Here is a 26,647-nt window from a genome sequence, read left to right as displayed (position 1 = left end):
CAGGTAAGGCCCGGCGATCACGGATCGATGATGCTTTCGATCAGTCCGGGCAGTTGTCCGAGATCGGATATCTGGCGGAACCTCGATTCGGTTACCGGCGCCTCGACATGCTCCAGCACCCATGTCAGTTCATGCGGCACATGGACACCCCAGCCGCCGGCCTCTATGGCCGGCACCACATCCGACTTCAGCGAGTTGCCGACCATCATGCTTTTCGCCGGACCATCACCGTGGCGGTTGAAGAGCCTGCTATAGGTGGCTGCATTCTTGTCACTGACGATCTCGACCGCGTCGAACAGATCGCCAAGGCCTGAGCCAGCCAGCTTGCGCTCCTGATCGAAGAGGTCGCCCTTGGTGATCAGCACGAGGCGGAATGCGCCGGCAAGCTTTTCGACCGTCTCGCGGGCGTGCGGCAAGGCCTCGATCGGATGGCTCAGCATCTCGCGGCCGGCATCGAGAATCTCCGCTATGACCGAAGCCGGCACGCGGCCTTGCGTGACCTCGATCGCCGTCTCGATCATCGACAGGGTAAATCCCTTGATGCCGAAGCCATAGACGGCGAGGTTGCGCCTTTCGGCCTCCAGCAATCGTGCTGAGATATGCTCGGCTTCGCCATGGTCGACGAGCATGGCGGCAAAGCGCTTTTCCGTCAGCCGGAAGAACTGCTCGTTCTGCCACAGCGTGTCGTCGGCATCGAATCCGATCGTTGTCAGTTTGCCGTTGGGCCGCATTCAATTTCTCGATTAAGATTTGGGGGCCTCGATTGACATGGGACGGCCGAAACTAAGCCGATTGGCGTGATTTTCAACCGCGCCGGCCAATGCCCGACGCGGCTCCCCTTCCCTTCCATAGGAGGGCACGGCTATACTCCACAATCCGCAACCCAATCTGGTGAATGATGCCGCCTGCAAAAAAGGAAGTCCGTCCGTCGAGCCGCGGAGGACGCGCCCGCACGCCTGCCTTCGTGAAAAACCAACGAGGCGTCAAGAACTGGAAGGAAGTCAGCGCCTGGCTGGAGTGGCGCGGCATCGAGGACATCGAGTGCATCACGCCCGATCAGGCAGGCGTTGCGCGTGGCAAGATGATGCCATCGAAGAAATTCACCTCCAACACCTCGCTGGCGCTGCCGTCGGCAGTCTTCATGACGACGATTTCCGGCGGCTACCCCGAGGATGGCAACGGCTTCCATTACCCGGAAGATGACGGCGACCTCAAACTCATGCCCGACCTGTCGACGCTGACGGTGGTGCCTTGGGAAGAAGACCCGACGGCCGCGGTCATCTGCGACCTCGTCCACCAGGACGGACGCTCGGTCGAGTTCACGCCGCGCAATGTGTTGAAACGTGTGGTGGCCGCCTATGACAAGCTCGGCCTGAAGCCAGTGGTGGCGCCCGAGATCGAGTTCTACCTCGTGCGCAAGAATCCCGATCCGGACTATCCGCTGACCCCGCCGGTCGGCCGGTCGGGACGCGCGATCGGTGGCGGCGCCGGCTATTCGATCGCCGGCGTCAACGAATTCGACGAACTGATCGATGACATCTACCATTTCTCTGAAAGCCAGGGCCTGGAGATCGACACGCTGATCCACGAGGAAGGCGCTGGCCAGCTGGAGATCAATCTGCGCCACGGCGACCCGATCGAACTGGCCGACCAGGTGTTCATGTTCAAGCGCACCATTCGCGAGGCGGCGCTGAAGCACGAGATCTACGCCACCTTCATGGCCAAGCCCATCCAGGGACAACCCGGCTCCGCCATGCACATCCATCAGTCGATCATCGACAAGAAGACCGGACAGAACATCTTTTCGGCCGCCGACGGATCGGAAACCGACGACTTTTTCCACTTCATCGGCGGCATGCAGAAGCATGTGCCGAACGCGCTGGTGATGTTCGCCCCCTATGTCAATTCCTACCGCCGGCTGACACAGGCGGCGTCGGCGCCGGTCAACAACAAATGGGGCTATGACAACCGCACCACGGCGTTTCGCGTGCCACGTTCGGATCCGGCGGCACGGCGCGTCGAAAACCGCATCCCGTCCTCCGATGCCAACCCCTATCTGGCGCTGGCGGCATCGCTTGCCTGCGGGCTGATCGGCATCACCAACAAGATCAAGGCCGAGCCTCCCGTGCTGACCACAGCCAACGCCGACGAAATCGACCTGCCGCGTGGCCTGCTCGAAGCCGTCGACCTGTTCGAGGGCGACGAGGAACTCTGCGCGCATCTGGGCAAGTCGTTCGCCGCGACCTATGCGGCGATCAAGCGGGCGGAATTCGAGACCTTCATGGAAGTGATCAGCCCGTGGGAGCGGGAGTATTTGTTGCTGAATGTGTAGGGGAATGGCGAATAGCGAATAGCGAATAGCGAATAGCGAATAGAAGCGATATCGGCCGCCTTCCTACTCGCTATTCGCTTTCTCATCCCCTTACAAATCTCCGAGTCTTCGCCACATCATGCCCTACCAATCCCCGATCTCCCCCGGCCGTTCCTGGTATGAGGACACGGCCGGCCCGCGGCCGGACTACCCGGTGCTGGACGGCGACCGGACATGCGATGTCGTCATCATCGGCGGCGGCTTTACCGGTCTGTCGGCGGCGGCGCATCTGGCCAAGGCAGGCACCAATGTCGTGCTGATCGACGCGTATCGCTTCGGCGATGGCGCCTCGGGACGCAATGGCGGGCAGCTCGGCACCGGCCAGCGCGCCTGGGCCGAGGACCTGGAAGCCGAGTATGGCTTGTCCCGCGCCAAGGCGCTGTTTGATCTTGCCGAAGAGGCCAAGGCGCATCTCCTCGAATTCACTGCCGCCAACCAGATCGATATCGACTATATGCCGGGCCAGCTCTCGGTGGCGCACAAGCAGCGCTATGTCGACGACTACAAGGCGCATGCCGAGATCATGGCGAGCCGTTTTTCCTACCCGCATATCGCGTTCATGGATGCCAGGGAGACGGCGGAGCGGCTGGGCTCGACCGCCTATTTCGGCGGCACGCGCGATACCGGCACCGGCCACATCCATCCGATGAAGCTGGTGATCGGCACGGCGCGGGTGGCAGCGCTTGCAGGCGCCCAGCTGTTCGAGGGGACTCAATCGACCGGCATCATTTCCAGTGGCGGCAAGGTCAAGGTTTCGACACCGAGAGGCACGGTGACGGCGCAGAAATGCTTGATCGCGGTCAATGCCTATGGCGGCACGCTTGAGCCGGTGAGTGCCGCGCACATCATGCCGATCGGTTCGTTCATAGGCGCCACGGTACCTCTGGGGGCAGACTCCGATGTGCTGCCGGGCGGCGAAGCGGTCGACGATTCCCGCTTCGTCGTACGCTATTTCCGCAAATCCAGGGATGGGCGGCTGCTGTTTGGCGGACGTGAAGTTTATGGCGTCAACGACCCGAAGGACATCCACATTCATATCCGCCGCCAGATCGCGGAACTCTATCCAGCGCTCGGGGATGTCGAGATCACGCATGGCTGGGGCGGCTATGTCGGCATTACGGTGCCGAGAAAGCCTTTCGTGCGCGAAGTGATGCCCAATGTCATGTCGGCCGGCGGCTATTCCGGCCACGGCGTCATGCTGTCGAATTACTTTGGTAAACTCTATGCCGAAACCGTTGCCGGCAACCGCGACCGGCTGAAGCTGATCGAGGATCTGAAAATCCCGCCTTTCCCCGGCGGCCGGCGTTTCCGCACGCCGCTGCTGTTCCTGGCGCTCAACTGGTTTGCGCTGCGCGACAGGATCTAGCCGACCGCCTGATGTAATATTGTAATATTTATTGTAACATTTGTTGCCCGTGCGACGCATTGCGCAATTTCCCGCAAAGGCGCAGAATCCCCTATAATGGCGTACTGATGCCACAATCGCAGGCGAAAGCTGCCGGTTCTGGGCGATTGTTCGGGGATTGTTGCGGGCCTGCCCGCGTTGTTTTTGGGACCGATGCGGATCAGACGCCGGACTTCCGGCACCGATCGAAAGAACGTCGGCCCGCTTATGGAGGTGGCAAGAGTGAGAGAGCCCTTCAGTTTCGGTACGCCGGAACGTCGGCGCTTTGCCATGCAGTTCGGATACGACATGCGGCCGTCCTTCTGGCAGGAAGTCCGTTCGAACTCGCATCTGGTGATCGCCGTGATCGGCACAGCCGCGCTGCTTGGCGTCGCCGCCGTGGCGCTGTGGCTGGCATTGCCGGCCAGCGACAGGCAGGCGGCAGCGAGCCCCGAACAGACCATTCCAACGGTTCCGGTGAAGACGACGAAAATAACCCCGGTTGGGGCCGCGGTCGCCGCGACAGCCGTGCCGCAGGCGCGCAAGTCCGACGCAATTGCAACAACCGTGGCGGCCGCGCAAGCCAACATCCCCGCACTCGCCGCCAATGACCCGCGCTGGACCGGTTCCCAGCCGAAGGCCGATTCGACTGCTCCCAGCCAACTGGCGGACAAGGCACCAGACAAGCAGGCGGCGGCATTCGCGCAGCCGGCAGCCGATACCGATGCCGCCGCCGAACTTGCCAAGGTAGCCGCGCCCAGCGCAGCCGCGGGCAACCACCCCGACGGCGCACAAACTGCCGCCATCCCCGCGGTGCAGCCGCAAGAGCCAGCGGCAGAGGGCGATGACAGCCAAGCCAAGGCGAAGCCAAGGAAAGCCGCAGCCGCCGGAACAGGGCGCATCCTGAGGGCCGTGACCATGCGAAGCGGCCCGAAGAAAAATGCCGCCGCCATCGGTACGGTGCCAGCCAAAACCTCGGTGCAGGTGATGAGCTGCAAGCAATGGTGCCAGATCACCTACAACGGTAAGACCGGCTGGATCTACAAGAGTTACATCAAGACCGGCGCGTGAGACAACGACAGCTGTCTGCGCTGACCGAGACGAAGCCGCCAGTTGCCTAAAGCGTGTCGCGCAGAGCGGACTCAGGCGACCCGCTTTAGGTCTTTATGCATGTCGTTCTCCCAAAACCGAGCTCACTTTTGGGCGACATGCATTGGTCACCGGCCGAGCAACCACCCGAAACGATGTCTTCTGCGGGCAAGTTTGCGCTTCGCGAGAAAATCCCGGTGTTCCTCGAAGGGCACTCCATAGAGGCCGCAAGCCAGGCAGTCGTCCCGCTTGCCGCAGTCCGCGATCCAGCATTTGATGTCATGCGTCCAGGAGAGTGCGACACGTTCCAGATGAAGATTGGAAGAGCTCTTCACCAGGATCAACTCGCCAGGCACCGCTGTCCGCCGGATGTAGTCCGAGACCTCTTTCGGTGTGCGCAGCTCAACGAATCGGCCGGTGTCGCGGTCGGTCTGGCTGGCCTTCGAGCGATGCGCATGCTCGCCGACATAGATCACCTGGTTCGCGATCTCGCGCGCGCTTTTGTAGGCGCGGGCATATTTTGCGGTCGAATCGGCAAAGTCCGACAACTGACCAAGAACGATCCGCTTTTCGCCAACGGTTGATTTTGCAATCATGTCCAAGGCAAGTGGCAGCGAATGCCACGGCGCCTTGACAGAGTCTAGAATGAAGTGCGGGCCGCCCTCGGGGCTGATCACCTGGCATCGGTTCACGAGAGGCTGAAATGTCTCAATCCTGTCCTTGACGGTCTGCGCAGGAACTCCAAGTTCGAGAGCCGCGGCCGCTGCCGCGACCACAGGCAGCGAGAAATGCTCCCCTGGAAATGCCGTCTGGAGGTCCAGCACACCGCCGCGCCAATGCAACTTCAAGCCAAGCGTGCGCGGATATGCTGCACTGATGTCGGTGATACGGTAATCGGCCGCGTCCGACTCGCCAAATGTGACAAAGCGTTGCGCGGATGCCATGGCGAGCACATGGGGATCATCGGCGTTGAGCACGGCGAGGCCGCTTGGTTCCAGGGCCTCGACCAGTGCGCGCTTTTCACGAGCGACATTCTCCAAGGTTTTGAAGCTGGAGACGTGCTCGAGCCGGACCATTGTGACGACAGCGACGTGCGGCCGCAGCAACTCGGCCATCGGCTTGATTGAATTGATCGCCGACGCCGACACCTCAACGACGGCATAGTCCACGCCACTGATGCGACGCGAAAGCATCCTCGACAGCATCTGCAGCGAATGGAAAAGGAGCTGGACATGGACGGAGCCGTGGCCGGCCAATATATGCCCAAGCAGCGCCGTTGTGGTCGACTTGCCGGAGCTGCCGGTTACGCCGATGAAGATCGACTTGCTTTTGGAGCGGGCATATCTTGCCTTGTAGATCCTGACCCGCTGCCACAGGTTCTCGCGAATTTTCCGTAGTCTGGCATTCATCGCAAAGCTGGTCCCAAGCCCTGATGACTTTGGGGAAGCCCGATGGTCAAGTCAACCGGACCAAGCACGAAGAACTATCCAAAGCGCGTCACGCTTGACGGATTCAGGCGATGTGCTTCAGGCCCTGTTCTGTTCATACGTCAAATGCAGCGGCCGCCATCGACCTCCAGCGCCACGCCGGTGATGAAGGCGGCTTCGTCCGAGGCCAGCCAGAGTGCGGCGTTGGCGATGTCGAGCGGCGTCGAAAGCCGGCCGAGCGGGATCGATGCGCGGAATTTTTCCCTGATCTCGGGCGTGTCGGCGCCCATGAATTTCTCCAGCATGCCGGTCTCGCCGGCAACCGGGCAGAGACAGTTGACGCGGATGTTCTTCGGCGCCAGTTCCACCGCCATCGATTTTGTGGCGGTGATCGCCCAGCCTTTCGACGCATTGTACCAGGTGAGGCCGGGGCGCGGCCGCAGACCCGCGGTGGAGGCCGTGTTCAGGATGACGCCGCCGCCCTGCCGCTCCATGATCGGCACCACGGCAAGTGCCGCGTGATAGATCGCCTTCATGTTGACTGATGTTATCAGGTCGAAGGTCTCCTCGTCGACATTGAGCATGTCGCCGTTGCGATGGGTGTAGCCGGCATTGTTGACCATGATGTCGATGCGGCCGAAGGCGCTTTTCGCGGCATAGATCATCTCGTCGAATTCGGAGCGCAGCGAGACATCGGTCTGGGTCCAGATCGCCGCTTCGCCGATCTCGCCGGCGACGCGCTCCGCACCCCTGGCGTTGAGATCGGCGACAACGACCCTGGCGCCCTCCTGCGCAAAGCGCCTGGCGATGCCCTCGCCAAAGCCGGACGCAGCACCGGTGATGACGGCAACCTTGTTTTCCAGACGCACGCTTTTCCCGCTCATGATTGGCGCCTATCGACCGGTATGCCAACGGCGCACATCCGCGCGAGACCACCGCTTCTGACCGGATTGGTCGAAAGATGTGAGGCCATCGCCGATTTCTCCTTTGGCTTTCGCGTCGATCCCGCTCTATGCTGCAACTGCGAAGGCTTCCGGAGCCGCGCCTGCCGACAAGCCTCCGGGTCACCGGACTGTCAAGGGGCAGGCGCATACACCCAGATGTGACACCATGGCACTGGAAAATTTAAATCGATTAGATTATATCAGCCGCGTCACAGCGACCGGCGTCAAAGCGGACAGACCATGACCAGCCAGATCATCCCCGTCGAGCCTTTCGACTTCATCATTTTCGGCGGCACCGGCGATCTGTCGGAGCGCAAGCTTCTGCCGTCGCTCTATTATCGCCAGCGCGACCATCAGTTTTCGGAGCCGACACGCATCATCGGCACATCGCGCTCGAAAATGAGCGACGAAGAATTCCAGGCCTTCGCCAAACAGGCGATCTCCGAGCACGTCAAACCGGCCGACATCGACGCCAAGGAACTGAAGACTTTCCTGGCGCGGCTGTCCTACGTCTCCGCCGATGCGACGAGCGGCGCCGGCTTCGACAAGCTCAAGAAGGCGATCGGCGACAGCGACCGCATCCGCGCCTTCTACCTGGCGGTGGCGCCGGCGCTGTTCGGCGACATCTCGCACAAGCTGAAAGAGCACAATCTGATCACGCCGAACTCGCGCATCGTGCTGGAAAAGCCGATCGGCCGCGATCTCGATTCGGCACGCAAGCTCAACGATCTGGTCGGCGACGACTTCCACGAAAGCCAGATCTTCCGCATCGACCATTATCTCGGCAAGGAGACGGTGCAGAACCTGATGGCGCTGCGCTTCGCCAACGCGCTCTACGAGCCGTTGTGGAACTCCGCCCACATCGACCATGTGCAAATCACCGTGGCCGAGACCGTGGGTCTGGAGGACCGCGTCACCTATTACGACAAGGCCGGCGCGCTGCGCGACATGGTGCAGAACCATATGCTGCAGCTGCTGTGCCTCGTCGCCATGGAAGCGCCATCGTCGATGGATGCCGACGCCGTGCGCGACGAAAAGCTGAAGGTGCTGCGGGCACTGAAGCGCGTCAACGGCAACGAGGCGCCGAAACACACCGTGCGCGGGCAGTATCGCGCCGGGGCTTCGGCCGGCGGAGCGGTGAAAGGCTATGTCGAGGAACTCGGCAAGGACAGCAACACCGAAACCTTCGTCGCCATCAAGGCCGAGATCGGCACCTGGCGCTGGGCGGGCGTTCCGTTCTATCTCCGCACCGGCAAGCGGCTGGCGACGCGGGTTTCGGAAATCGTCATCGAATTCAAGCCGATCCCGCATTCGATCTTCGGCGACAGCGCCGGACCGATCTTTGCCAACCAACTGGTCATCCGGCTGCAGCCGGACGAAGGCGTCAAGCAGTTCATCATGATCAAGGATCCGGGTCCGGGCGGCATGCGGCTGCGCCAGATCTCGCTCGACATGAGTTTCGCGCAGTCCTTCGACGGCCGCGCGCCGGACGCCTACGAACGGCTGATCATGGACGTCATCCGTGGCAACCAGACCCTGTTCATGCGCCGTGACGAAGTCGAGGCGGCGTGGAAATGGATCGACCCGATCCAGAATGCCTGGGAAAGTGCCAGGCAGGAGGCGCAGGGCTACACGGCGGGCACCTGGGGTCCATCGGCCTCGATAGCGCTGATCGAACGTGACGGGCGGACATGGCACGAGAGCAATTGAACAGCGCCGCCTATAGCTGGAACGGCTTCGCCGGGCGCCAGGAACTGGCGGCCGCCCTTGCCGGTCATGCTGCAGGCAGACTGACCAAGGCAATCGCCGAGCGCGGCACGGGGTTGCTCGCCGTCTCCGGCGGCACCACGCCGGCAAAATTCTTCGCCGCCCTTTCAGCGATACCCATCGCCTGGGACAGGGTGATCGTGACGCTGGTCGACGAGCGTTTCGTGCCGGCCTCCTCGCCACGCTCCAATGCCGGGCTGGTGGCCGCCAATCTGTTGCAGAACGCGGCCAAGGCGGCTCGTTTCGTGCCGCTCTATCACGAAGCCATCAGCATCGAGGATGCGGCCTCGTCCGACGATGCAGCGCTCCGGTCCTTGCCCTGGCCGCTCGATGTCGTCGTGCTCGGCATGGGGCCGGACGGCCACACCGCCTCGTTCTTTCCCGATGCCGACGATCTGGCAACGCTGCTCGACCCGTCTTCCGACAGGATCGTGCTGCCCGTTCATGCGGCAAGTGCGGGCGAGCCGCGGCTGACCCTGTCGCTGGCGCGCATCGTCGAAGCCGGCTTCATTGCGCTGCACATAGAGGGTGAGGACAAGCGTATCGCCTTCGACGGCGCGGTTGCGCCCGGACCGCGAAAGCCAATCCGCGCCGTGCTCGACGCAGCGCATAAGCCCGTAGAGGTTTTCTGGGCCCCCTGATTTGAACTTGCTGAGGGTCCCGGCGGACAGCCGGATCGTGTTCCGGGACCTCGCCTGAAAGGACCGACACCATGACCGCCAGACGCGACATCGAAGCCATCACCGAGCGCATCCGCCAGCGCTCAAAGCCAGGCCGCGAGCGTTATCTCGGCCGCATCGCCGAGGCGTCGAACCGCACCGCCAACCGGGCCGTTTTGTCGTGCGGCAACCTCGCCCATGGCTTTGCGGTGTGCAGCCCCTCGGAAAAGCTCGCGCTGGGCGCCGACAAGGTGCCGAACCTCGGCATCATCACCTCCTACAACGACATGCTGTCGGCGCATCAGCCGTTCGAGACCTTCCCCGCGCTGATCAAGGACGCGGCCCGCGAAGCCGGCGGCATAGCCCAGGTGGCAGGCGGCGTGCCGGCGATGTGCGACGGCGTCACCCAGGGCCAGCCCGGCATGGAACTGTCGCTGTTTTCGCGCGATGTCATCGCCATGGCCGCCGCGATCGGCCTGTCGCACAACATGTTCGACGCCGCGGTCTATCTCGGCGTCTGCGACAAGATCGTGCCGGGGCTGGTCATCGCAGCGCTCACCTTCGGCCATCTGCCGGCGGTGTTCATTCCGGCCGGACCGATGACATCAGGCCTGCCCAATGACGAAAAGGCCAAGATCCGCCAGCTCTACGCGGAGGGCAAGGCAGGACGTGCCGAACTGCTGGAGGCCGAGTCCAAATCCTATCATGGACCGGGCACTTGCACCTTCTACGGCACGGCGAATTCCAACCAGATGCTCATGGAGATCATGGGCCTGCACACGCCGGGCGCTTCCTTCGTCAACCCCGGCACGCCGCTGCGCGAGGCGTTGACCCGCGAGGCGACGAAGCGGGCGCTGGCGATCACCGCGCTCGGCAACGCCTATACGCCTGTCGGCCGGATGATCGACGAGCGCTCGATCGTCAACGGCGTCGTCGGCCTGCACGCCACCGGCGGCTCGACCAACCACACCATCCACCTGATCGCCATGGCGGCGGCGGCCGGCATAGCCATCACCTGGCAGGACATTTCCGACCTTTCGGAAGCGGTGCCGCTGCTGGCGCGGGTCTATCCAAACGGCCTCGCCGACGTGAACCATTTCCACGCCGCCGGCGGGCTTGGCTTCCTGATCCGCGAGTTGCTTGACGAAGGCATCCTGCACGAGGATGTGCAAACGGTCTGGGGCGAAGGCCTGCGGCCCTATGCGGTCGAAGCAAAGCTCGGTGCCGACGGAGGCGTGGCGCGCGAGGCTTCGCCGAAGGCAAGCGGCGACGAAAAGGTGCTGGCGCCGTTCAACAAGGCATTCCAGGCGACCGGCGGTCTGAAGGTGCTGTCAGGCAATCTCGGCCACGCCGTCATCAAGACTTCCGCGGTGAAGCCGGAGCGGCGTATCATCGAGGCGCCGGCCAGGGTCTTCGACAGCCAGCAAGGGCTGAACGATGCGTTCAAGGCAGGCACGCTGACCGGTGATTTCATCGCCGTCATCCGCTTCCAGGGGCCGAAGGCCAATGGCATGCCGGAACTGCACAAGCTGACCACCGTGCTCGGCATCCTGCAGGATCGCGGCCAGCGCGTCGCGCTGGTCACCGACGGGCGCATGTCGGGCGCCTCCGGCAAGGTGCCGGCGGCGATCCATGTGACGCCGGAAGCGGTCGAGGAGGGTCCTATCGCCAGGATCCACGAAGGCGACATCATCCGGCTCGACGCCGAAGCCGGCACACTCGAAGTCCTGGTGCCGGCCGGGGAGTTCGCCTTGCGCCGGACGGCGGATGCCGATCTTATCGGCAACGAGTTCGGCTTCGGCCGCGAACTGTTTGCCGGCTTCCGGCAATTGGTCGGCCGCGCCGACCATGGCGCCAGCGCCTTCGGCACCGCTTGACGGCAGTTCTGCGTCGTTCATGAAAAAGGGCGGCACATGGCCGCCCTCTTGCGGTTGTGCATACGATTCTATTGCACGGTTAGCTCGGCTCGCTCGCCGGCCTTGACCGTCACGTTGCCTTCTTTCGAACTGTTGTCGGATTTCTCCGAAACCACGGCGTAGTCGCCCGCCGGGATCGCTGCCTGATACTTCTGGTCGAATGCATAGCCAAGCGACTTGCGGTTGCCGTTGATGTCCTTCTTGGCCTCGAAAATCTCGATCTTCGAGGCTCCGGGCGCGGTGATCGCCAGCACGCCGGCATTCATTGCGACCTTCAGATCCTGAAATTCGCCCACCTTGACGGTGAACGGCTGCTCGACGACGGCGAGATCAACCGTCGCAATCAACACATAGTCATCGGGCGGCAGATCGAATTTGCTGTCGGGTCCGTAGGCGTAGGTCACCTCGTCCCTGGTTCCATCGATCTTCTTTTTTGCCTTGAGCACCTTGAAGCCGATGCCTGAACCGTCCGCCTTGTCGCCGCCCGCAGCATAGTAAGCATTGGCAACGACATGGCCAACACCGGCAACCATGTCCTTTTCCACGGTCTTGCCGGCAGCCAGCGGAATCGTCTCGGTAGCCACGCCCTGCCCGATCGTGACAGTCACCTTCTGGTCGCCGGCCGGCAACACGGCTTTCGTCGTCCCATAGAAGGTGGCGGGCATGTCAGCACCAGGATAGTCGATGACGACAGCCGCGCCATCGACGACATCCGCCCCCGCGCTCGGTCGCGGGTGGATGATGAGCGTGCCGGCATTCAAGTTGAAAAGCGGCTTGTAGACCTGGCCGGCCTCGATCTTGACCTTCTGCTCGGTCTTGGCCTGGCCGTCACTGGCCACGACGATATAGTCGCCCGGTTCCAGATTGGCCTTGTAGGCGCCGTATTCGGTGCTGACGTAGTCGCCGCGCGTACCGTCGGGTTTGGCCTTGTAGATTTCCCAGGCGTTGCCGTCAGTGACGGGATCGCCGCCCTCGGCAAGCACCGCTGTCGGCAGGAAATTGAATTCCGGTTTGGCCGGCTCCGGCGCGGGCGCTGGCGCAGGTGCCGGAGCCGGTTCAGGAGCAGGCGCCGCCACTGTCTCGGCAAGCGCCTCCTGCAACGCCTTCTCGTCGGAGGCCTGGATGTACTTGCCGCCGGTGTTGTCGGCGAGGCAGGCGATCTGCCGGCCCTCATCGGCGGTCAGGCCGAAACCGACGACATCGGCGGTGAAGTCGACGCCGGATGCCTCGAGCTCCTTGCCAAGCGCGCAAGGGTCGCCGCCGCATGTTTCGAGCCCGTCGGTGATGAGCACGACGGTCGCCTTGTCCTCGGTGTATTTCAGCGCCTCGGCCGCCTGTTTGACTGCCGCCGTCAGCGGCGTCTTGCCGAGGAATTTCAGGCTGTCGGCAGCGGCCGAAATGGCGCTGCCCGAACCTGCCTGCGGCGGCACGATCAGCTGGATGTCGTCGCAGCTGCCCTTTTCACGGTGGCCATAGGCCATAAAGCCGATGTCGTCGTCGGTGGGGACCGATTGAAGCACGGTTCGAAGCGACTCTCGGGCGATTTCGAGCTTGGGCTTGCCGTCGATCTGCGCCCACATCGAGCCGGACGCATCGAGAATGATGATGACCTTGTTTGCGGCGAAGCCGAACGTCGTCATCGACAAAAGGAGGATCGCCGCAGCGACGCCCCGTGCAAGTCCCGCCATCGAAATCTCCTAAATCCGCCCCTGATCCGGGCGGCAAGCTATTTGACGCGGCGCCGGGACACAAGTCCGGGCAGCCAGGTGCGTCGGGCTCCGAACTCAGCCTGACAAAGTCCTGACGACAGCCAGTTCGGCGACTTCGGCAGTTCCGGCAGCTTTCCATGATAGGAATTTTTTCTTGACTCGGTGACCTCAGCTATGGTACATTTTTGCCTATGGTGCTGATTTGCGCCGGTGACCCGCCGCTCAGGCGGGTTTTTCGTTTGATGCACCCGTCAGCCAACGGGGCGCGAAGGCTCCGAAAGAACCCGTTACCCGAATTCGCTACCCTGGCCCGATGCGCCGGGCCGAATGCCGAACTTTTCAGCGGAAGCGGAATTCAGTAAGTCGTGCGGCGCTCTTCCGAGGGCGGCCTGCCGAATTGCAGCCGGTAGCTTTGGGCGAAGTAGGAATGCGAGGTGAAGCCGGTCGCTATCGCCACATCGAGGATCGGCATGTTGGTCTGGCGCAGCAGTTCGCGCGCCCGCTCCAGCCGCAGCCGCATGTAATAACGGCCAGGCGTGACGCTGAGGTGGCGCAGGAACAGGCGCTCGACCTGGCGCACCGAAAGGCCGGCGGATTTGGCCAGCTGCACTGCCGACAGCGGCTCGTCGAGATGGTCGGCCATCAGTTCGACGATGCGTCTGAGCTTCTCCGACTTGCCGGTCAGGTCGCGTTCCGGTCCGACGCGCTGGCGGTCGCCGGCCGAGCGGATGCGTTCGTGCTGGAACTGGTTGGCGACGCCATTGGCGAGGTTCGAGCCGAAATCGCCGCGCACGATCTCCAGCATCAGGTCGATCGAAGTGGTGCCGCCGGCGCAGGTGTAGCGCTTGCGATCGATCTCGAAGACGTTGCCGGTGCAGTTGATGTCGGGGAAGCGTTCGACGAAGCCGGCGCGGTTTTCCCAATGGATGGTGCAGCGATAGCCTTCGAGCTGGCCGGCCTCGGCCAGCAGGTAGGAGCCGACCGACAGGGCACCCAGCGCATTGCCGCGCCGGCCCCAGCTGCGCAGTGCCGCCAGCACCTTGCTCTTGCCGGGAAATTCCGTCGTCAGCCCGACCGAGACGAAAAGGATATCGACCGGCGGCAGGTCGGCAACGGCGTAGTCGATCTTGAGCGGCAGGCCATTGGAAGCCATCACCGGATCGCCATCGGCCGACACCGTCGTCCAGCCGTAGAAGTCGCGGCCAAGCAACCGGTTCGCCGAGCGGAACGTATCGATCGCGGCAGCCAGCGAGAACATGGAGAACTTGTCTACCAGCAGGAATGCGAACTGCCGCCCGCCTTGAACGGGGTCCGTGATGACCGGCCGTTCTGAGGGAACACTGGGGTTCGGCAAAGCTGCGGCTTTCTGGCGGGTCAGAAGGACGGCCGTTTCAATCCGGCCGCTAGGTAGGCCGAGGCTAACGTATTGGCCATCAGCATGGCAATGGTCATCGGCCCGACACCGCCGGGAACCGGCGTGATGGCGCCGGCGGCCTTAGCCGCTTCGGCATAGGCGACATCGCCGACGAGGCGGGACTTGCCCTCGCCTTTTTCCGGCGCCGGAATGCGGTTGATGCCGACATCGATGACGGTGGCGCCGGGCTTCACCCAATCACCCCTGATCATCTCCGGCCTGCCGACGGCCGCGACGAGGATATCGGCGGTGCGGGCCAAGGCGGGCAGATCCCTGGTGCGGCTGTGGGCGATGGTGACGGTGCAGTTGGCGGCAAGCAGCAGGTTGGCCATCGGCTTGCCGACGATGTTGGAGCGGCCGACGACGACGGCGTTGAGGCCGGACAGATCCTTGCCGCGCACCCGCTCGATCAGAAGCATAGAGCCGGCCGGCGTGCAAGGCACGAAGGCTGTCTCGAGTTCACCGGTGCCGAGCTTGCCGACATTGATGAAATGGAAGCCGTCGACATCCTTTTCCGGCGCGATGGTCTGGATGATCTTGCCGGCGTCGATATGGGCCGGCAGCGGAAGCTGCACGAGGATGCCGTTGATGGCCGGATCGGCGTTGAGATCGCCGATGATCTTCAGCAACGCCGGTTCCGAGGTTTCGGCCGGCAGCGTGTGCTGGACGGAATGAAAGCCGCATTCCTTGGCGGTGCGCGACTTGGACGCGACATAGACCTGGCTGGCCGGGTCCTCGCCGACGATAACCACGGCAAGACCCGGCTTGGCCTGGCCCTTGGCGACAAGCTCAGCCGTCAGGGTCTTGACCGACCCCACAACGTCGCCGGCAACGCTCTTGCCATCAATCACTTCGGCCATGGACTACCCTCAACACCAGAATGCCCAAGCGCGTCGCTTGCGGAAGCGACGCGCTTTTCGATCTTTCACAGCGTGGCATTTTCACGAAAATTCCAGCATGCAATCCCGCCAAAGCGCCGTCCCATGCCGTTTACGCGAAACCGGCATGTTTTTGTACGGCACAGCGCAGATTTTTGTGGCTCAGAAGTAGCGACGCCGCACGCGGCTCTCGGTCAGTTCGCGAACCGCTTCGCGGAATTCGCGCAGGCTGGCGCGGATTTCCTCGATTGGCGCTTGCTGCTCGGCATCCTCCGCGGCCCGCGACGGCTCCGCCGATCGCTGATGAGGCTGAGGCGCCTGCTGCTGCGGGAGGGACGGCTGTGGATAGGACTCGGAAGCAGGCTGAGCCGGATCGGGCTGCAGCCCGGCATTGGCGGCCGGCATCGATTGCGGATAGGGATAGGCCGGCGGCTGTGCGTAGCCCAATGGCTGCGCGTAGGGATAGAGCTGCGGCCCGGAATATGGCCGCTGCTGCACCATGGGAGGCGGCAGTGGCGGCTGCGCCGTCTGCTGCGGATGGCCGCCGGGCTGGAAAGGCCGCGACGGGTATGCTGCCGCGGCCGCCTGCCGAGGCTCGAAGGCCGGCGCCGACTGGGGGTAAGCGGAGTATTGCGGATCCTGCATCGGCTTCGCGTTTTCGGCAGAGGCCCATTCAACGGTATCGAACGGCTCCTCCCGGGACGGCCTGCGTGAGACGGACTTGTGCAGCCTCGACAGCAAGGCACCGATCCGGCCGGAACCTTCGGCCGGCGAGACCTCGGCTTGCTGGACAGGCGATGGCGCGCCAGGCGGTGGTGATGCAGGCGGGGGTGTCGATGGCTGCGGCGCTGGTGGTTGTGGCGGCGCCGGCGGCGGCGCTGACCGATATGCCTTGTCTTCGTAAGGCGTCCGGTGTTCGTCCGTGCCATGGTCGCGCCGCGAGCGCGAATTGGCAGTGTCACGCAGGCTCTCATAGGCGCCACGCATGGCTCCGAGGCCAATGCCGGAGGCGAAACCCAGCAACAGGCCGGCGAGCGCGACCACGACCCGCGACGGCCCGTTCGGCTCGAGCGGCGCGAAGGCCTTCGAGATCACATTGATGTTGGCTGTGTTGATGTCCTTCTGCTCGCCGGTCTCCTTGGCGCGCAGCAGATACTGTTCGTAGACGGAACGCTTGGCGGTCGCCTCGCGCTCCAGTTCGCGCATCGACACCAGGTCGCTGTTGACGTCGCCGCTGCGGACCTTCAGCTGCGCCAGGCGAGAGGCAAGATCCTGTTCGAGCTGGACCGCGCGCTTGAGGTCGACCTGCAGCGACGAGCCGATGCGGCGCAGCTCCGAGGCGATGCGGTCGCGTGCGCCGGCAATCTGGGCATTGAGCGCCTGGAGTTCGGGATGACGCGGGCCGAACCGAATGGCGGCGCGGTCAGCCTCCTGCTTGAGCGATGCATATTGCGAACGCAGATCGCTCATCGAGTTGGAGTTGATCTCCTCCGGCAAGGTACCGGTGAGAACCGAATTGACGTCGACCGAACGCGCCGAAGCGGCCCGGGCATTCAGCTCCAGCGTGCGGGCGCGGGCAACCGACAGCTGCTCGTTGAGTTTCAGCATTTCGTCATCGCTGATGAGGTGGCCCTGCGCGTCGACAAGGTCGTGCGTGGCCCTGAAATCCTCGACCTTGCGCTCGGCCGCCTCGACCCCTTTGCGCAACTCGTCAAGCCTGGCCGTCAGTTCGTCGGTGGCGCGGCCTGCCGTGTCCGACTGTATCTGGCCGAAGGTCTGCAGGAAGACATCCGTCATCGTGTTGGCGATGAGGGCCGATTTCTCGCCATTCTGCGTGGTGGCGCTGACGGTGATGACGAAGGTCTTGCCGCCGCGCTCGACCGAAAGGCTCTCGGCCAGATTGCCGACAGCAAGCGCGCGGCGGCGGCTGTCGTCGACACCCCCCGGCCCGTCATTGCGCGACAGGACGGAGCGGATGAGCGACATGACGCTGAGGCCGCCGCCGCCTTGCCCATTGAATTCCGGGTCGTTGACCAGATTGAGCTTGTCGACGACCTTGTTGAGAACGGTGCCTGAGGTCAGCACCCGAACCTGGTTCTCGACGATGGCCAGCGTGGCGTCGGAAGCGACGACCGACTGGGTGAGATCGCGGTCGGTGAGCTTCAGGTCGCGCGGGTCGACGATCAGTTCGGTGGTGGCCTCATATTTCTTCGGCGTCGACAGCGCTATGGTGACGCCGAGCGCAGCGCCCAGTAGTGTCGTCGTCACGATCAGCAGCTTCGACTTGCCGACACCGCGCACGACCTGCATCGGATCGATCAGCGGCTTCCACTGCTGACTGTCCGTGCCGTCGTTTCGGGATACCGACGCGTCGCCTGCAGCGTAAGGTTCCGACGCACGATCGGCGCGACGGGCACCGGCGGTTTCGGCGGCACCAGGCTGTGTCCGTGGCGTGGTTTGCGCGCGGTAAGCTTGCTCACGATCCCCGTCGGTCGCGACCGGATCCGACAGTTTCGGGTTGCGCGCCTCGCGCTGCGAACGGGCGAGGCGATGACGGGTGGCGGCATCCTCGCGCCATGACGGGTCTGCGCGGTCGCCGATCGAGACCAGGGACGCGTCGGGTTCGTCGCCGCGCACAGCCTGGCCAAGCGCCAGCAATGAGCGCTCGCGCTTCCAGTCCTCGCGGTTTTCCCTGTCGACCATCGTCTGGAACTTTACCTTTGGCGACCTGCAAACGGCGCTTGGCCATTCGTTAAGCCACGCTAAACAGGCATGGAAAACAAAAGGTTAATTTTCCCGCACCGAAGCGTCGGTTTCTCGCTTCGGTTGTATCTATTTTCGACACAGGCTTAAGCCTCCAGAACGGCACGTTAAGTTTTCCCGCCTAGGCTCTCCTTGAGAAATGACGCAGGCCAGTGACATACCGCAAAGGCGGCCCCTCGCCCGGATCGGCAGCTTTTTGGCCGAACGACGGGGGCTGCTTCGCGACTATTTCTCGGCGATCAGCGGCGCCGGCGGGCGACTGGTGTTTTCGCTGGCCTATTTCATCGCGCTGGCCAACACGCTGTCCATTTCCGAATTCGGCATGTTCGCCACCGCTTCGGCGGCCGGTGTCATGCTGTCGCGCATCCTCGCCTTCGGGTTCATCTCGGCGCTCTACCGCACCGCCACCATCCGCCCCAATCTGATCGGCACCTTTTCCGCCGGCTTCCTGCTGCTCGGCGTGCTGTCGCTGCCGCTGCTGGCCGCGGCCTCGTTCGGCGTCTACCTGCTTTTCTTCGCCGACACCGTGCCGCTGTCGGTGTTTGCGGCAATCGTCTTTGCCGAAGCGCTGCTGTGGCGGCCGGTCGAGGTGGCGCTGATCGTCAACAATGGCCTGGGCAAATTCGGCCGCGCCGCGCTGCTGGCTATCCTGGCGACCGCGTTGCGGGCGCTTGGCGCGGTGCTGTTCATGTTCTCTGCGCATCACAGCGTCTGGATATGGTCGTGGTTCTATATCGGCGCCAATGCCGCCTCGCTGCTGATTGCCTTCGGCTTCTTCTACCCCCGCCAGCGGTTGCGGCTGCGCATCGAGCTCTATCTCAGGCGATTGGCCGATTCTGTCTACGTGGCCGGCGCCGAAGTGCTGTTCTACCTGCAGATGGAGTTCGACAAGCTGCTGGTGCTGGCGATCGGCGGCCCGCATCTGGCTGGCATCTACGCCATCATCATGCGCCTGGTAGACCTGACGGCGATTCCGATCCGCACCTTCTCGATGATGCTGGTGCAGCGCATGATGCGTGCGCCGGAACTGCTGTCACGGCTTGCGGTCAAGAGCGGCATCGAAGGCGGCGTTTTCGCGGTGTCGACGCTGGCGCTCTTGACGCTTGGCATCGTGCTGCATTTCTTCCCCAATGCACTCGGCAAGAATGTCGCCGAGGCCGCCCCGCTGGTGGTGCTGGCGATCTGCGTGCCGGGACTGCGCAATCTTGTCGAATACCAAGCCGAGCTTTTGTTCGCACGCGGCCAGACGCTGGTGCGGGCGCTCAATCTCGGACTGCTCGCCGCACTGAAGGCGCTGCTTTTGACCTATGTGCTGACGACCATCCTCGACACGCCGAACCTGGTGCTGTCGCTCAATGTCGTCTTCCTGCTTTTGTATCTCGCCTCGACGCTGCTCACCTATTCGGCGATGCGCAAGCCGGCCAAGCCCATCTAATCCAGCCCGATCAAACGGCGGATGCGGCCGATATCGGTGCCGATGAAGGATTGCATGCCGATCGCCACCTGCTCCGGCGCCATGGCGGCAACGAAGCGGCGGAACTCGTCGTCCGACAGCGCCTCGCCGGTCCAGTGCACCCGGCAGAACTCCTCCGAACCGTGGAAGTGGCCGGCACCCTGTAGCAAATCGTCGACATAGCGGCCGTAGATCATGCATTCGGAGAATTTGCGCGCCGAGCCGACGACCTCGACCCAGTCGCGGCCATGGACCTTCTCGATCTCGCCGCACATGGCCAGCACGGTGTCGCGCCGCCAGGCGATCAGCGTCGAGATATAGTCATGGATCGACGTCCGGGACGGGTCGATGCCGAGTGCCGAGCCCGCATTGCGCGACCAGATGCGATGCTCCTCATGACCTTCGTCCGCCAGCACGCCGTCGCGGCGGAACAGCCGCACCTTGCCGTCGCGCCAGAAGGCGCCGCAGTCGAAAGGTTTCAGGAAGGCAACATCGGAATCGCAGAAGATCAGCACATCTTGAGATGCATGCGCCGAGATGGCGATGCGACGCAATTGCTGCACGTGCCAGCCACGCAGCGGCTGGGTCTTCAGGCTGAGCCAGACGCGCCGGCCAAACAGGCTGAGCGGATCGTCAAATGCGTGCAGCCAGCGCGGCAGCAATTCACGCTCGTCGACGACCGTGCGGCGGCCGGTTTCCAATTGGCGAAACAGCCTGACGTCGCGATGTTCGACCAGGATGTAATGGTGCGCCGCGCCCGAAACGTGGCGATCAAGTGTCTCGCACAGCAGGCGGCAGCGCTCGAAGTCGGGCGCGTAGCTTGCCGTCACGATGGCCGCCGTCGGTGTCTGCCGCAGCGGGCCTGGCTCGACAGCGGTGCCTGGCACGAACCTGCTGTTCACTTGACATCCTCCGCGGCTTCGGGCGCAAGCGAGAATTTCTGCCTGACGACGCGCAGCAGGAACAGTGGGTTGCCGACCACATAACGGCGCCACAGGCGGCTCGGTTCGACAGCCAACCGGAACAGCCATTCGAGCCGCAGCCGGCGCATCCACAAGGGCGCGCGGGGCACCGCGCCGCTCAGGAAATCAAGCAACGCGCCGACGGCGATCGGCAGCGTGCAGTGGCGCGCGTCGATGTGGCGTTCGATCCACAATTCCTGGCGCGGCACGCCCATGGCGACGAGCAGCACGTCGGGCCGAAGCGCGGCGATCCGGTCGACGATTTCCTGCTCCTGCGAAGCAGGGAAATAGCCGTCATGGATCACCACGAATTTGTGCTGCACCGCCAAGGCGGCCAGCTTGACCGAAGCCGCTTCGGCATTGACACGCGTCGCGCCGAGCAGCCCAACGGTCAGCGGCGTCGTCGAGGCCTGCAGGAAGGCCGGGACGAAATCGGTGCCGTTGAGATTGTCGGGAAACGGCGCCCCGTAGAGGAGCCTCGCCGCCAGATCGATACCGATGCCGTCGGGCAGGATGAGGAAATCATCGAGTGCCCCGGCGAACACCGGGTCGGTATAGGCGATGTTGGCGTTGTGGGCGTTGAGGAAACTGACCTTGGTGAAGCGCCGCTCGGCAATCAACCGGTTCAGCAGGGCGATGGCATCGTTCCAGCGGACCGCAACCACCGGGATGCCAAGGATCGTCATCAGCTTGTCGAGCCCGAACGCAGCGCCGGCGGAATGCATGTTCACGCAAACGCCTCCTGCCTGACGGGTGCGAGCTTTTCGAGGCCGAGCCGGATGGCAGCGTCGAGCGCCTTGACCTGCGAGCCCCGGAACGCGCTGCCGTCAACGTCGCGGATGTCTGCCGCCGCAGCCTCGAGAGCCCTGGCGAAGACGACAGGATCGTCGGTGACGACGCAGTTGGCCGGACGGTGGTCGATGCCGCGCAGCGAACGGCTGGTGGCGACCGAAGGCAGGCCGAGTTCGAACGTTTCGATGGTCTTCAACTGGACGCCGCTGCCCGCGGTGCTGATCAGCGGAATGACGGCAGCACCGCGCACGAAAGCCTGCGCGTCGGGCACGCGGCCGACAAGTTCGACACCCGGATGCTTCGAGGCGACGCCCGAAGGCATGTGGCCTGCGATGCGGATGCGGAAATCGGGCCGCAGATGCGGCACGACGTTGCTCAGGAACCAGTCGAGGCCGATGCGGTTCGGCTGCCAGGTCCAGGTGCCGATCAGGGCGGCGTCGCAGTCGATGCGGCGAGGGCCTTTCAGGGTTGGCGCCTGGGCACCGGTCACCAGCGGCAGCACCGCCGAGCGGTTGTCGGAGGCGACACCGAGTGCGGCGCGGTCTTCCTCGGCCAGGGTGAAGACGAAGCGCGCCCGGCGGCAGAGACGCTCTTCGACGGCCTTGAGCAACCTCGCCTCGCGGCGGAACAGCAGGCGCTGGAAGAGGCTGTCGGCGGCAGCGGCATTCTCCCGCGCCGAAAGATGCTCGACATTATGGGCAACGAAGATCGAAGGCCGCTCGGTGAACAGCTTTTCGAAGGCGCCGGCGAACTGCACGGAATTCAGCACGTAGCCGTCAACCGGTCCAGCTTGCTCGATGGCAGCGAGAACATCGCTGTCGGACACGACGCGCAGCTTGACCGATGCGAAGGTGAGGCCCGAAAGCAGCGCCTTGCCGACCCAGGCCAGCTTCTGCCGCGCGGAGGCATTGTCCGTGCGCACGTCGATGGCACCCAGCACCACGGTGTTTTCGGGGTCGGCCGCGGGTTTCCCCGGCCAGGTGAAACCAATGACGGTTACGCGCACGCCAGCGCGCCGCAGGGCGGCGATGATCGCAGCGTTTGCGATCTCGTAGCCCGAGGCGAGAGCACCGTCGGGCACGATCGATGTGGCGAACAGTAGATGCATCTCACCTATCCAGTGGTGTAGCCGGTAGCAAAGCGCGGTGAACCCTTGATTAAGCGAGCACATTCGACGGCCGAAAGCCTCTGCTTGCAGGCGTTCTCCGTGCAAGGTGATTAACGAAACCTTATCAACCGTGGTGCTACCAGAGCCCAACTCACCATGTGGCTGGACACGGATGATCCCTTTGCCATCGGACGGTTCGGTATCGGTCGCGGGACGCACGCCGCGGCTTGACGTCGAGGCCGTCGAAGCCGTCGTCACCTTGCCGACCTTCAAGCGTCCCGAGCAGGTACTGGAAACGCTGGCGTCGCTGCGCGCGCAGCAAACCGGCAGGCGCTTTGCCGTGATCGTCATGGAGAACGAAGCCGGGGCGCGGGCCGGCGCCAAGGCAGCGCTGCCGCTGTTCGAGCGGGGCGAAATGTCGGGCCTGGTCATCATCGCGCATGAGCGCGGCAATTGCAGCGCCTACAATGCCGGCTGGCAGACGGCCATCCTGCAATTCCCGAACTTCAGGCATCTGCTGGTCATCGACGATGACGAGATCGCCGATCCGCAGTGGCTGGAACGGATGTGCCGGGCTGCCGAAACGCTCAGTGCCGATATTGTCGGCGGCCCGCAGGTGCCCGTGTTTGCCGACCCCGCCCATGCGCGATGGGCCGAGCATCCGGTGTTCGCGCCGCCTTATCGGGCAACCGGGCGGGTGCCGGCGCTCTATTCGTCCGGCAATCTTCTGGTCGGGCGCAACGTGCTGATCGCCATGGGTCCACCCTTTCTCGATCTCAGATTCAACTTCATGGGCGGCGGCGATTCCGACTTTCTCAGCCGGTCGGCGCAAAAGGGCTTTGTGCTGGGCTGGTGCGCCGAGGCCAAGGTGCATGAAACCGTCCCGGCCCGGCGTATCGAAGCCGACTGGATCCGGGCTCGCAGCCTGCGCAACGGTGTCATCTCGACACTGGTCGAAAAGAAGAAGCGCGCCGGCACGCCAATGGCCGGCGCCAAAGTGTTGCTGAAGAGCCTGGCACTGCTTGCCGCCTCGCCGTTTCGCGGCCTGATCCGGCTGGCGCGGACCGGATCGCCTGATATCGCCATCTACCCCATCCATGTGGCGCTGGGCCGCGTGCTGGCCGAATTCGGATATGCCAATGAGCAATACCGCCAGCCTGAGAAAAACTGAGCGCGCGCCGCTCAGCGCCGCGTTCACGCGCGAAGGCGTGGCGACCGCCATTGCCGCGCTGCTGTTCACCGTCATCATGGTGTCCTTCCGGCCGTTCCAGCCGGGCGGCGCAGAACTCGCCGGTCAAGGCGGCGACATCGTCAACCAGCTTGGCTTCGGTTCGCTCGGCGCCATGTCGATCTTCTCGCTGATGGCCTTTGCCGATCCGCGTGTGGTGCGCTCGCTGCTCAGCCCGTCCTGGATGCTGATGCTGGGCTTCTTTTTCCTCTCGGTGATCCTGTCGACCGATCCGCCTTCGGCCATGCGCGCCGCCTCCTTCACCCTGATCGGCATCCTGACGATGGCGACGATCCTGGTGCTGCCTCGCGACGCCGAAGCCTTCTCGAAGGTGATCATCTTCACCGCCGTCGTGGTCATGGGCCTTTCCTATCTCGGCCTCATCGTTTTTCCGCACGAGGCGATGCACACAGCCGACTCGCAGGAGCCTGAGCATGCCGGCCTGTGGCGCGGCGTGTTCACCCACAAGAACATCGCCGGGCCGATCATGGCCTGCCTCAGCTTCGCAGGCCTCTATCTCTACCGGCGCGGACAGCGCTATTGGGGCGCCGGGATCTTCTTCGCAGCGATGATCTTCATGCTGCACACCGGCTCCAAGACGACCGCCGGCCTGGTGCCGTTCTCGATCCTGATCGTGATGTTCCCGAGCCTGATCGGCATGCGGCTCGGCACGCCAATCCTGTTTGCGCTGGCGATCGTCGCGACAGCGGTCGGCACGCTGGGCATCGTATTCCTGCCGCCGATAAAACATCTCGCGGCGATCTATTTCCCGGACATGACCTATACGGGCCGCACGACGCTGTGGGAGTTCGCCGGCAGCATGCTCGCGAAGAAGCCATGGACCGGTTACGGCTATGAGAGCTTCTGGGGCACGCCCTTGCTGCTCAACCAGGACCAGCCCTTCGACCGGCCGTGGGACATCAGGACCATCGTGCACGGCCATGACGGCTATCTCGACATCGCCGTTTTGATGGGCATTCCGGCACTCTGCGTGGCGGTCTACACTTTCCTCATCGCGCCGCTGCGCGACTACATGCGCATTCCGTTGCGCAGGGAAAACATTTTTCTCGGTGACTTCTTCATGATGGTGGTGCTGTTCACGGCGCTGAACGCTTTTCTCGAAAGCTTCTTCTTCCATCGCGGCGACCCGGTCTGGCTGTTCTTCGTGCTCGGCGTATTTGGCCTCAGGCAAGTCTCGCTGCGGCCGATGGCAGTGCGCGATCCCGATCGCGGCTCGCGATCCTGACAGGGCTTCCCCAGGGAAGCGCTAGCGTCTATGTGAAAGCCTTCCTTCGGAGGGCTTTTGATGACGATCAGGCTTGTTCTCGCCGGCTGCGGCAATATGGGTTACGCCATGCTCTCAGGCTGGCTGAAATCCGGTAAGCTTGCGCCATCGGCGGTTTTCGTGGTCGAGCCCAATGCCGATCTGCGCAATCGCGCGGCCACGCTGGGCTGCGCGACATCAGCCGATGCCGGCAGCATCCCGGCCGATGCCGTGCCCGATCTCGTCGTCATCGCGGTGAAGCCGCAGGTGATCCGCGATGTCACCTCCGCCTACAAGCGTTTCGGCGATGGCCGCACCACCTTCGTCAGCATCGCCGCCGGCACGCCGGCCAGCACCTTCGAGGAAATCCTCGGCAACCGCGCGCCGATCGTGCGCTGCATGCCCAACACGCCGGCAGCAATCGGCAAGGGCATGATGGTGGTGTTCTCCAACAGGCTGGTTTCCGAAGACACCAAGCGTTTCGTCGCCGACCTTTTGTCGGCGAGCGGCGAAGTGACCACGATCGACGACGAGGGCCTGATGGATGCGGTGACCGCCGTCTCCGGATCTGGGCCGGCCTACATCTTCCATTTCATCGAAGCGCTGACCGTGGCCGCCGAGAAGGCCGGGCTGCCAACGGCGACCGCCAAGCTGCTCGCCATGCAGACAGTCTATGGCGCCGCCTCGCTCGCCGCCGAAAGCGGCGAGGAACCGGGCGTGCTGCGCCAGCAGGTCACCAGCCCCAACGGCACGACGGCCGCGGCGCTAGACGTGCTGATGGGCGAGGACCGGCTGACGCGCCTTCTCACAGAGGCGGTGGAGGCTGCGCGGCTGCGGTCGGTCGAACTGGGGAAGTAAGCAGCCAGCTCCTCCCCTGCCGAAGTTTTGATGGGTCGGACGTGCTTGCGTTGATGGCTTGGCGGAAATGCACATCGCTTCGTCATCCTGGGGCGAAGCAAGGAGCGCAGCGACGCGGCGCAGACCCCAGGATCCATGCCGCGACTTCAAAGCGCTGCTGCGGTGCAGAATTCTGCTCCGCTGCATTCCTCGACCAAGATCACGGCATGGATCCTCGGGTCTCCGCGACGTCGCTTCGCTCCTGCTCCGCCCGTGGATGACGAAGTTGGGAAGGCTCCGGTCAATCCCGAATGTCTACGATGATCCATCGAAACGAACGACGAAATCCGAGCTGCCAGCAGGCCTTCCAACGTGACAACCCCTGTGCACCTGTCAGGCGTCATTCTGGCCGCCACCCCACATGGCATCGATCTCATTCTTGCTCACGACCCGGCCAGCCTTGCCCGCTTTGGACCTCAAATCATCGGCGATTGCAGCCAGCCGTTCCGCCAGAGGCATACGGGCGTTTTCCCGCTTCAGTTCACTTTCAAGCGCTTCGATAACCGCTCTGGTCATGGAAACCTTGCGCTTGGCGGCAAGCTGGCGAGCCAGTTCGCGGGCAAGCGGATTCCTGATTCGAAGGTTCATGTGACCGACCTTGGCGACATTTGCCCCACAATCT

21 protein-coding genes are annotated in these 26,647 nt (G+C 63.6%); 10 read left to right on the top strand and 11 right to left on the bottom strand.

Annotation, left to right across the window (positions count from 1 at the left end):
* Positions 1–17: 17 nt before the first annotated feature.
* Positions 18–731 (bottom strand): HAD family hydrolase, encoded by a 714-nt coding sequence (locus AC0L3E_RS01310; RefSeq protein ID WP_352584168.1) that lies wholly within the window; start codon positions 729–731, stop codon positions 18–20.
* 164 nt (positions 732–895) lie between these two features.
* On the opposite strand from AC0L3E_RS01310, the gene AC0L3E_RS01305 reads away from it, so the two are divergent.
* From AC0L3E_RS01305 to AC0L3E_RS01295, 3 genes are all read left to right on the top strand, one after another.
* A complete protein-coding gene (locus tag AC0L3E_RS01305) occupies positions 896–2,332 on the top strand; it encodes a glutamine synthetase family protein (protein ID WP_027035719.1) in 1,437 nt (478 codons plus the stop codon).
* 118 nt (positions 2,333–2,450) lie between these two features.
* Positions 2,451–3,737, top strand: coding sequence for an NAD(P)/FAD-dependent oxidoreductase (locus AC0L3E_RS01300; protein WP_473604035.1), 1,287 nt, complete (start codon positions 2,451–2,453; stop codon positions 3,735–3,737).
* 261 nt (positions 3,738–3,998) lie between these two features.
* The gene (locus tag AC0L3E_RS01295) at positions 3,999–4,826 is read left to right on the top strand and encodes an SH3 domain-containing protein (RefSeq protein ID WP_473604034.1); all 828 of its coding nucleotides are present in this window, start codon (positions 3,999–4,001) and stop codon (positions 4,824–4,826) included.
* 146 nt (positions 4,827–4,972) lie between these two features.
* Here AC0L3E_RS01295 and AC0L3E_RS01290 read toward each other — a convergent pair whose 3' ends face one another.
* Both AC0L3E_RS01290 and AC0L3E_RS01285 read right to left on the bottom strand, forming a co-directional pair.
* A complete protein-coding gene (locus tag AC0L3E_RS01290) occupies positions 4,973–6,253 on the bottom strand; it encodes a Mur ligase family protein (RefSeq protein ID WP_473604033.1) in 1,281 nt (426 codons plus the stop codon).
* A gap of 140 nt (positions 6,254–6,393) precedes the next feature.
* Positions 6,394–7,155 carry an SDR family oxidoreductase gene (locus tag AC0L3E_RS01285; protein WP_473604031.1) on the bottom strand — a complete coding sequence of 254 codons (762 nt, stop codon included), beginning with the start codon at positions 7,153–7,155 and terminating at the stop codon, positions 6,394–6,396.
* Between the two features lie 300 nt (positions 7,156–7,455).
* On the opposite strand from AC0L3E_RS01285, the gene zwf reads away from it, so the two are divergent.
* The 3 genes from zwf (at position 7,456) to edd (ending at position 11,518) form a co-directional block, all read left to right on the top strand.
* Positions 7,456–8,925, top strand: coding sequence for a glucose-6-phosphate dehydrogenase (gene zwf / locus AC0L3E_RS01280; RefSeq protein ID WP_473604030.1), 1,470 nt, complete (start codon positions 7,456–7,458; stop codon positions 8,923–8,925).
* A complete protein-coding gene (gene pgl / locus AC0L3E_RS01275; protein ID WP_473604029.1) occupies positions 8,907–9,623 on the top strand; it encodes a 6-phosphogluconolactonase in 717 nt (238 codons plus the stop codon). The genes zwf and pgl overlap by 19 nt, the downstream gene beginning before the upstream one ends.
* A 71-nt stretch (positions 9,624–9,694) precedes the next feature.
* Positions 9,695–11,518 (top strand): phosphogluconate dehydratase, encoded by a 1,824-nt coding sequence (gene edd / locus AC0L3E_RS01270; RefSeq protein WP_473604028.1) that lies wholly within the window; start codon positions 9,695–9,697, stop codon positions 11,516–11,518.
* Between the two features lie 68 nt (positions 11,519–11,586).
* On the opposite strand, the gene AC0L3E_RS01265 is transcribed toward edd, so the two are convergent.
* The 4 genes from AC0L3E_RS01265 to AC0L3E_RS01250 all read right to left on the bottom strand — a co-directional run bounded on the left by AC0L3E_RS01265 (position 11,587) and on the right by AC0L3E_RS01250 (position 18,261).
* Complete coding sequence (locus AC0L3E_RS01265) at positions 11,587–13,245, bottom strand: vWA domain-containing protein (protein ID WP_292697007.1); 1,659 nt, start codon at positions 13,243–13,245, stop codon at positions 11,587–11,589.
* 376 nt (positions 13,246–13,621) lie between these two features.
* A complete protein-coding gene (locus AC0L3E_RS01260) occupies positions 13,622–14,620 on the bottom strand; it encodes a GlxA family transcriptional regulator (protein WP_164748958.1) in 999 nt (332 codons plus the stop codon).
* Between the two features lie 20 nt (positions 14,621–14,640).
* Positions 14,641–15,540, bottom strand: a complete 900-nt coding sequence (gene folD, locus AC0L3E_RS01255) for a bifunctional methylenetetrahydrofolate dehydrogenase/methenyltetrahydrofolate cyclohydrolase FolD (RefSeq protein WP_127269251.1) — start codon at positions 15,538–15,540, stop codon at positions 14,641–14,643.
* 180 nt (positions 15,541–15,720) lie between these two features.
* On the bottom strand, positions 15,721–18,261 hold the full coding sequence (locus AC0L3E_RS01250; RefSeq protein WP_473604027.1) for a Wzz/FepE/Etk N-terminal domain-containing protein: 2,541 nt from the start codon (positions 18,259–18,261) through the stop codon (positions 15,721–15,723).
* 199 nt (positions 18,262–18,460) lie between these two features.
* On the opposite strand from AC0L3E_RS01250, the gene AC0L3E_RS01245 reads away from it, so the two are divergent.
* Positions 18,461–19,756, top strand: a complete 1,296-nt coding sequence (locus AC0L3E_RS01245) for a lipopolysaccharide biosynthesis protein (protein ID WP_473604026.1) — start codon at positions 18,461–18,463, stop codon at positions 19,754–19,756.
* Here AC0L3E_RS01245 and AC0L3E_RS01240 read toward each other — a convergent pair.
* The 3 genes from AC0L3E_RS01240 to AC0L3E_RS01230 are packed head-to-tail and all read right to left on the bottom strand — an operon-like array spanning position 19,753 to position 22,636.
* The gene (locus AC0L3E_RS01240) at positions 19,753–20,676 is read right to left on the bottom strand and encodes a DUF6492 family protein (RefSeq protein WP_473604025.1); all 924 of its coding nucleotides are present in this window, start codon (positions 20,674–20,676) and stop codon (positions 19,753–19,755) included. The two genes, AC0L3E_RS01245 and AC0L3E_RS01240, sit on opposite strands and share 4 nt — an antisense overlap.
* Positions 20,673–21,467, bottom strand: a complete 795-nt coding sequence (locus tag AC0L3E_RS01235; protein ID WP_127807888.1) for a WecB/TagA/CpsF family glycosyltransferase — start codon at positions 21,465–21,467, stop codon at positions 20,673–20,675. The genes AC0L3E_RS01240 and AC0L3E_RS01235 overlap by 4 nt, the downstream gene beginning before the upstream one ends.
* Positions 21,464–22,636 carry a glycosyltransferase family 4 protein gene (locus AC0L3E_RS01230; protein WP_473604024.1) on the bottom strand — a complete coding sequence of 391 codons (1,173 nt, stop codon included), beginning with the start codon at positions 22,634–22,636 and terminating at the stop codon, positions 21,464–21,466. The genes AC0L3E_RS01235 and AC0L3E_RS01230 overlap by 4 nt, the downstream gene beginning before the upstream one ends.
* 172 nt (positions 22,637–22,808) lie before the next feature.
* Between AC0L3E_RS01230 and AC0L3E_RS01225 the strand changes: the two genes are divergently transcribed.
* From AC0L3E_RS01225 to proC, 3 genes are read left to right on the top strand one after another with little or no spacing between them, the layout of a single operon-like run.
* Complete coding sequence (locus AC0L3E_RS01225) at positions 22,809–23,807, top strand: glycosyltransferase family 2 protein (RefSeq protein WP_473604023.1); 999 nt, start codon at positions 22,809–22,811, stop codon at positions 23,805–23,807.
* On the top strand, positions 23,776–25,110 hold the full coding sequence (locus tag AC0L3E_RS01220; protein ID WP_128308834.1) for an O-antigen ligase family protein: 1,335 nt from the start codon (positions 23,776–23,778) through the stop codon (positions 25,108–25,110). The genes AC0L3E_RS01225 and AC0L3E_RS01220 overlap by 32 nt, the downstream gene beginning before the upstream one ends.
* A 60-nt stretch (positions 25,111–25,170) precedes the next feature.
* Positions 25,171–25,986, top strand: a complete 816-nt coding sequence (gene proC / locus AC0L3E_RS01215; RefSeq protein ID WP_473604022.1) for a pyrroline-5-carboxylate reductase — start codon at positions 25,171–25,173, stop codon at positions 25,984–25,986.
* Between the two features lie 372 nt (positions 25,987–26,358).
* Here proC and AC0L3E_RS01210 read toward each other — a convergent pair whose 3' ends face one another.
* Complete coding sequence (locus tag AC0L3E_RS01210; protein ID WP_127321718.1) at positions 26,359–26,613, bottom strand: type II toxin-antitoxin system VapB family antitoxin; 255 nt, start codon at positions 26,611–26,613, stop codon at positions 26,359–26,361.
* Between the last annotated feature and the right edge of the window lie 34 nt (positions 26,614–26,647).

Source organism: Mesorhizobium sp. WSM4822 (genome assembly GCF_055811155.1).
The sequence above is the reverse complement of the archived record's forward strand: the minus strand, read 5'-3'. Positions and strand labels throughout refer to the sequence as shown.

Coding starts and splice junctions, on each gene's coding strand:
- AC0L3E_RS01310 (WP_352584168.1), bottom strand. CDS start 731: ATGCGGCCCAACGGCAAACTGACAACGATCGGATTCGATGCCGACGAC.
- AC0L3E_RS01305 (WP_027035719.1), top strand. CDS start 896: ATGATGCCGCCTGCAAAAAAGGAAGTCCGTCCGTCGAGCCGCGGAGGA.
- AC0L3E_RS01300 (WP_473604035.1), top strand. CDS start 2,451: ATGCCCTACCAATCCCCGATCTCCCCCGGCCGTTCCTGGTATGAGGAC.
- AC0L3E_RS01290 (WP_473604033.1), bottom strand. CDS start 6,253: ATGAATGCCAGACTACGGAAAATTCGCGAGAACCTGTGGCAGCGGGTC.
- AC0L3E_RS01285 (WP_473604031.1), bottom strand. CDS start 7,155: ATGAGCGGGAAAAGCGTGCGTCTGGAAAACAAGGTTGCCGTCATCACC.
- zwf (WP_473604030.1), top strand. CDS start 7,456: ATGACCAGCCAGATCATCCCCGTCGAGCCTTTCGACTTCATCATTTTC.
- pgl (WP_473604029.1), top strand. CDS start 8,907: ATGGCACGAGAGCAATTGAACAGCGCCGCCTATAGCTGGAACGGCTTC.
- edd (WP_473604028.1), top strand. CDS start 9,695: ATGACCGCCAGACGCGACATCGAAGCCATCACCGAGCGCATCCGCCAG.
- AC0L3E_RS01265 (WP_292697007.1), bottom strand. CDS start 13,245: ATGGCGGGACTTGCACGGGGCGTCGCTGCGGCGATCCTCCTTTTGTCG.
- folD (WP_127269251.1), bottom strand. CDS start 15,540: ATGGCCGAAGTGATTGATGGCAAGAGCGTTGCCGGCGACGTTGTGGGG.
- AC0L3E_RS01250 (WP_473604027.1), bottom strand. CDS start 18,261: ATGGTCGACAGGGAAAACCGCGAGGACTGGAAGCGCGAGCGCTCATTG.
- AC0L3E_RS01245 (WP_473604026.1), top strand. CDS start 18,461: ATGACGCAGGCCAGTGACATACCGCAAAGGCGGCCCCTCGCCCGGATC.
- AC0L3E_RS01230 (WP_473604024.1), bottom strand. CDS start 22,636: ATGCATCTACTGTTCGCCACATCGATCGTGCCCGACGGTGCTCTCGCC.
- AC0L3E_RS01225 (WP_473604023.1), top strand. CDS start 22,809: ATGATCCCTTTGCCATCGGACGGTTCGGTATCGGTCGCGGGACGCACG.
- AC0L3E_RS01220 (WP_128308834.1), top strand. CDS start 23,776: ATGAGCAATACCGCCAGCCTGAGAAAAACTGAGCGCGCGCCGCTCAGC.
- proC (WP_473604022.1), top strand. CDS start 25,171: ATGACGATCAGGCTTGTTCTCGCCGGCTGCGGCAATATGGGTTACGCC.
- AC0L3E_RS01210 (WP_127321718.1), bottom strand. CDS start 26,613: ATGAACCTTCGAATCAGGAATCCGCTTGCCCGCGAACTGGCTCGCCAG.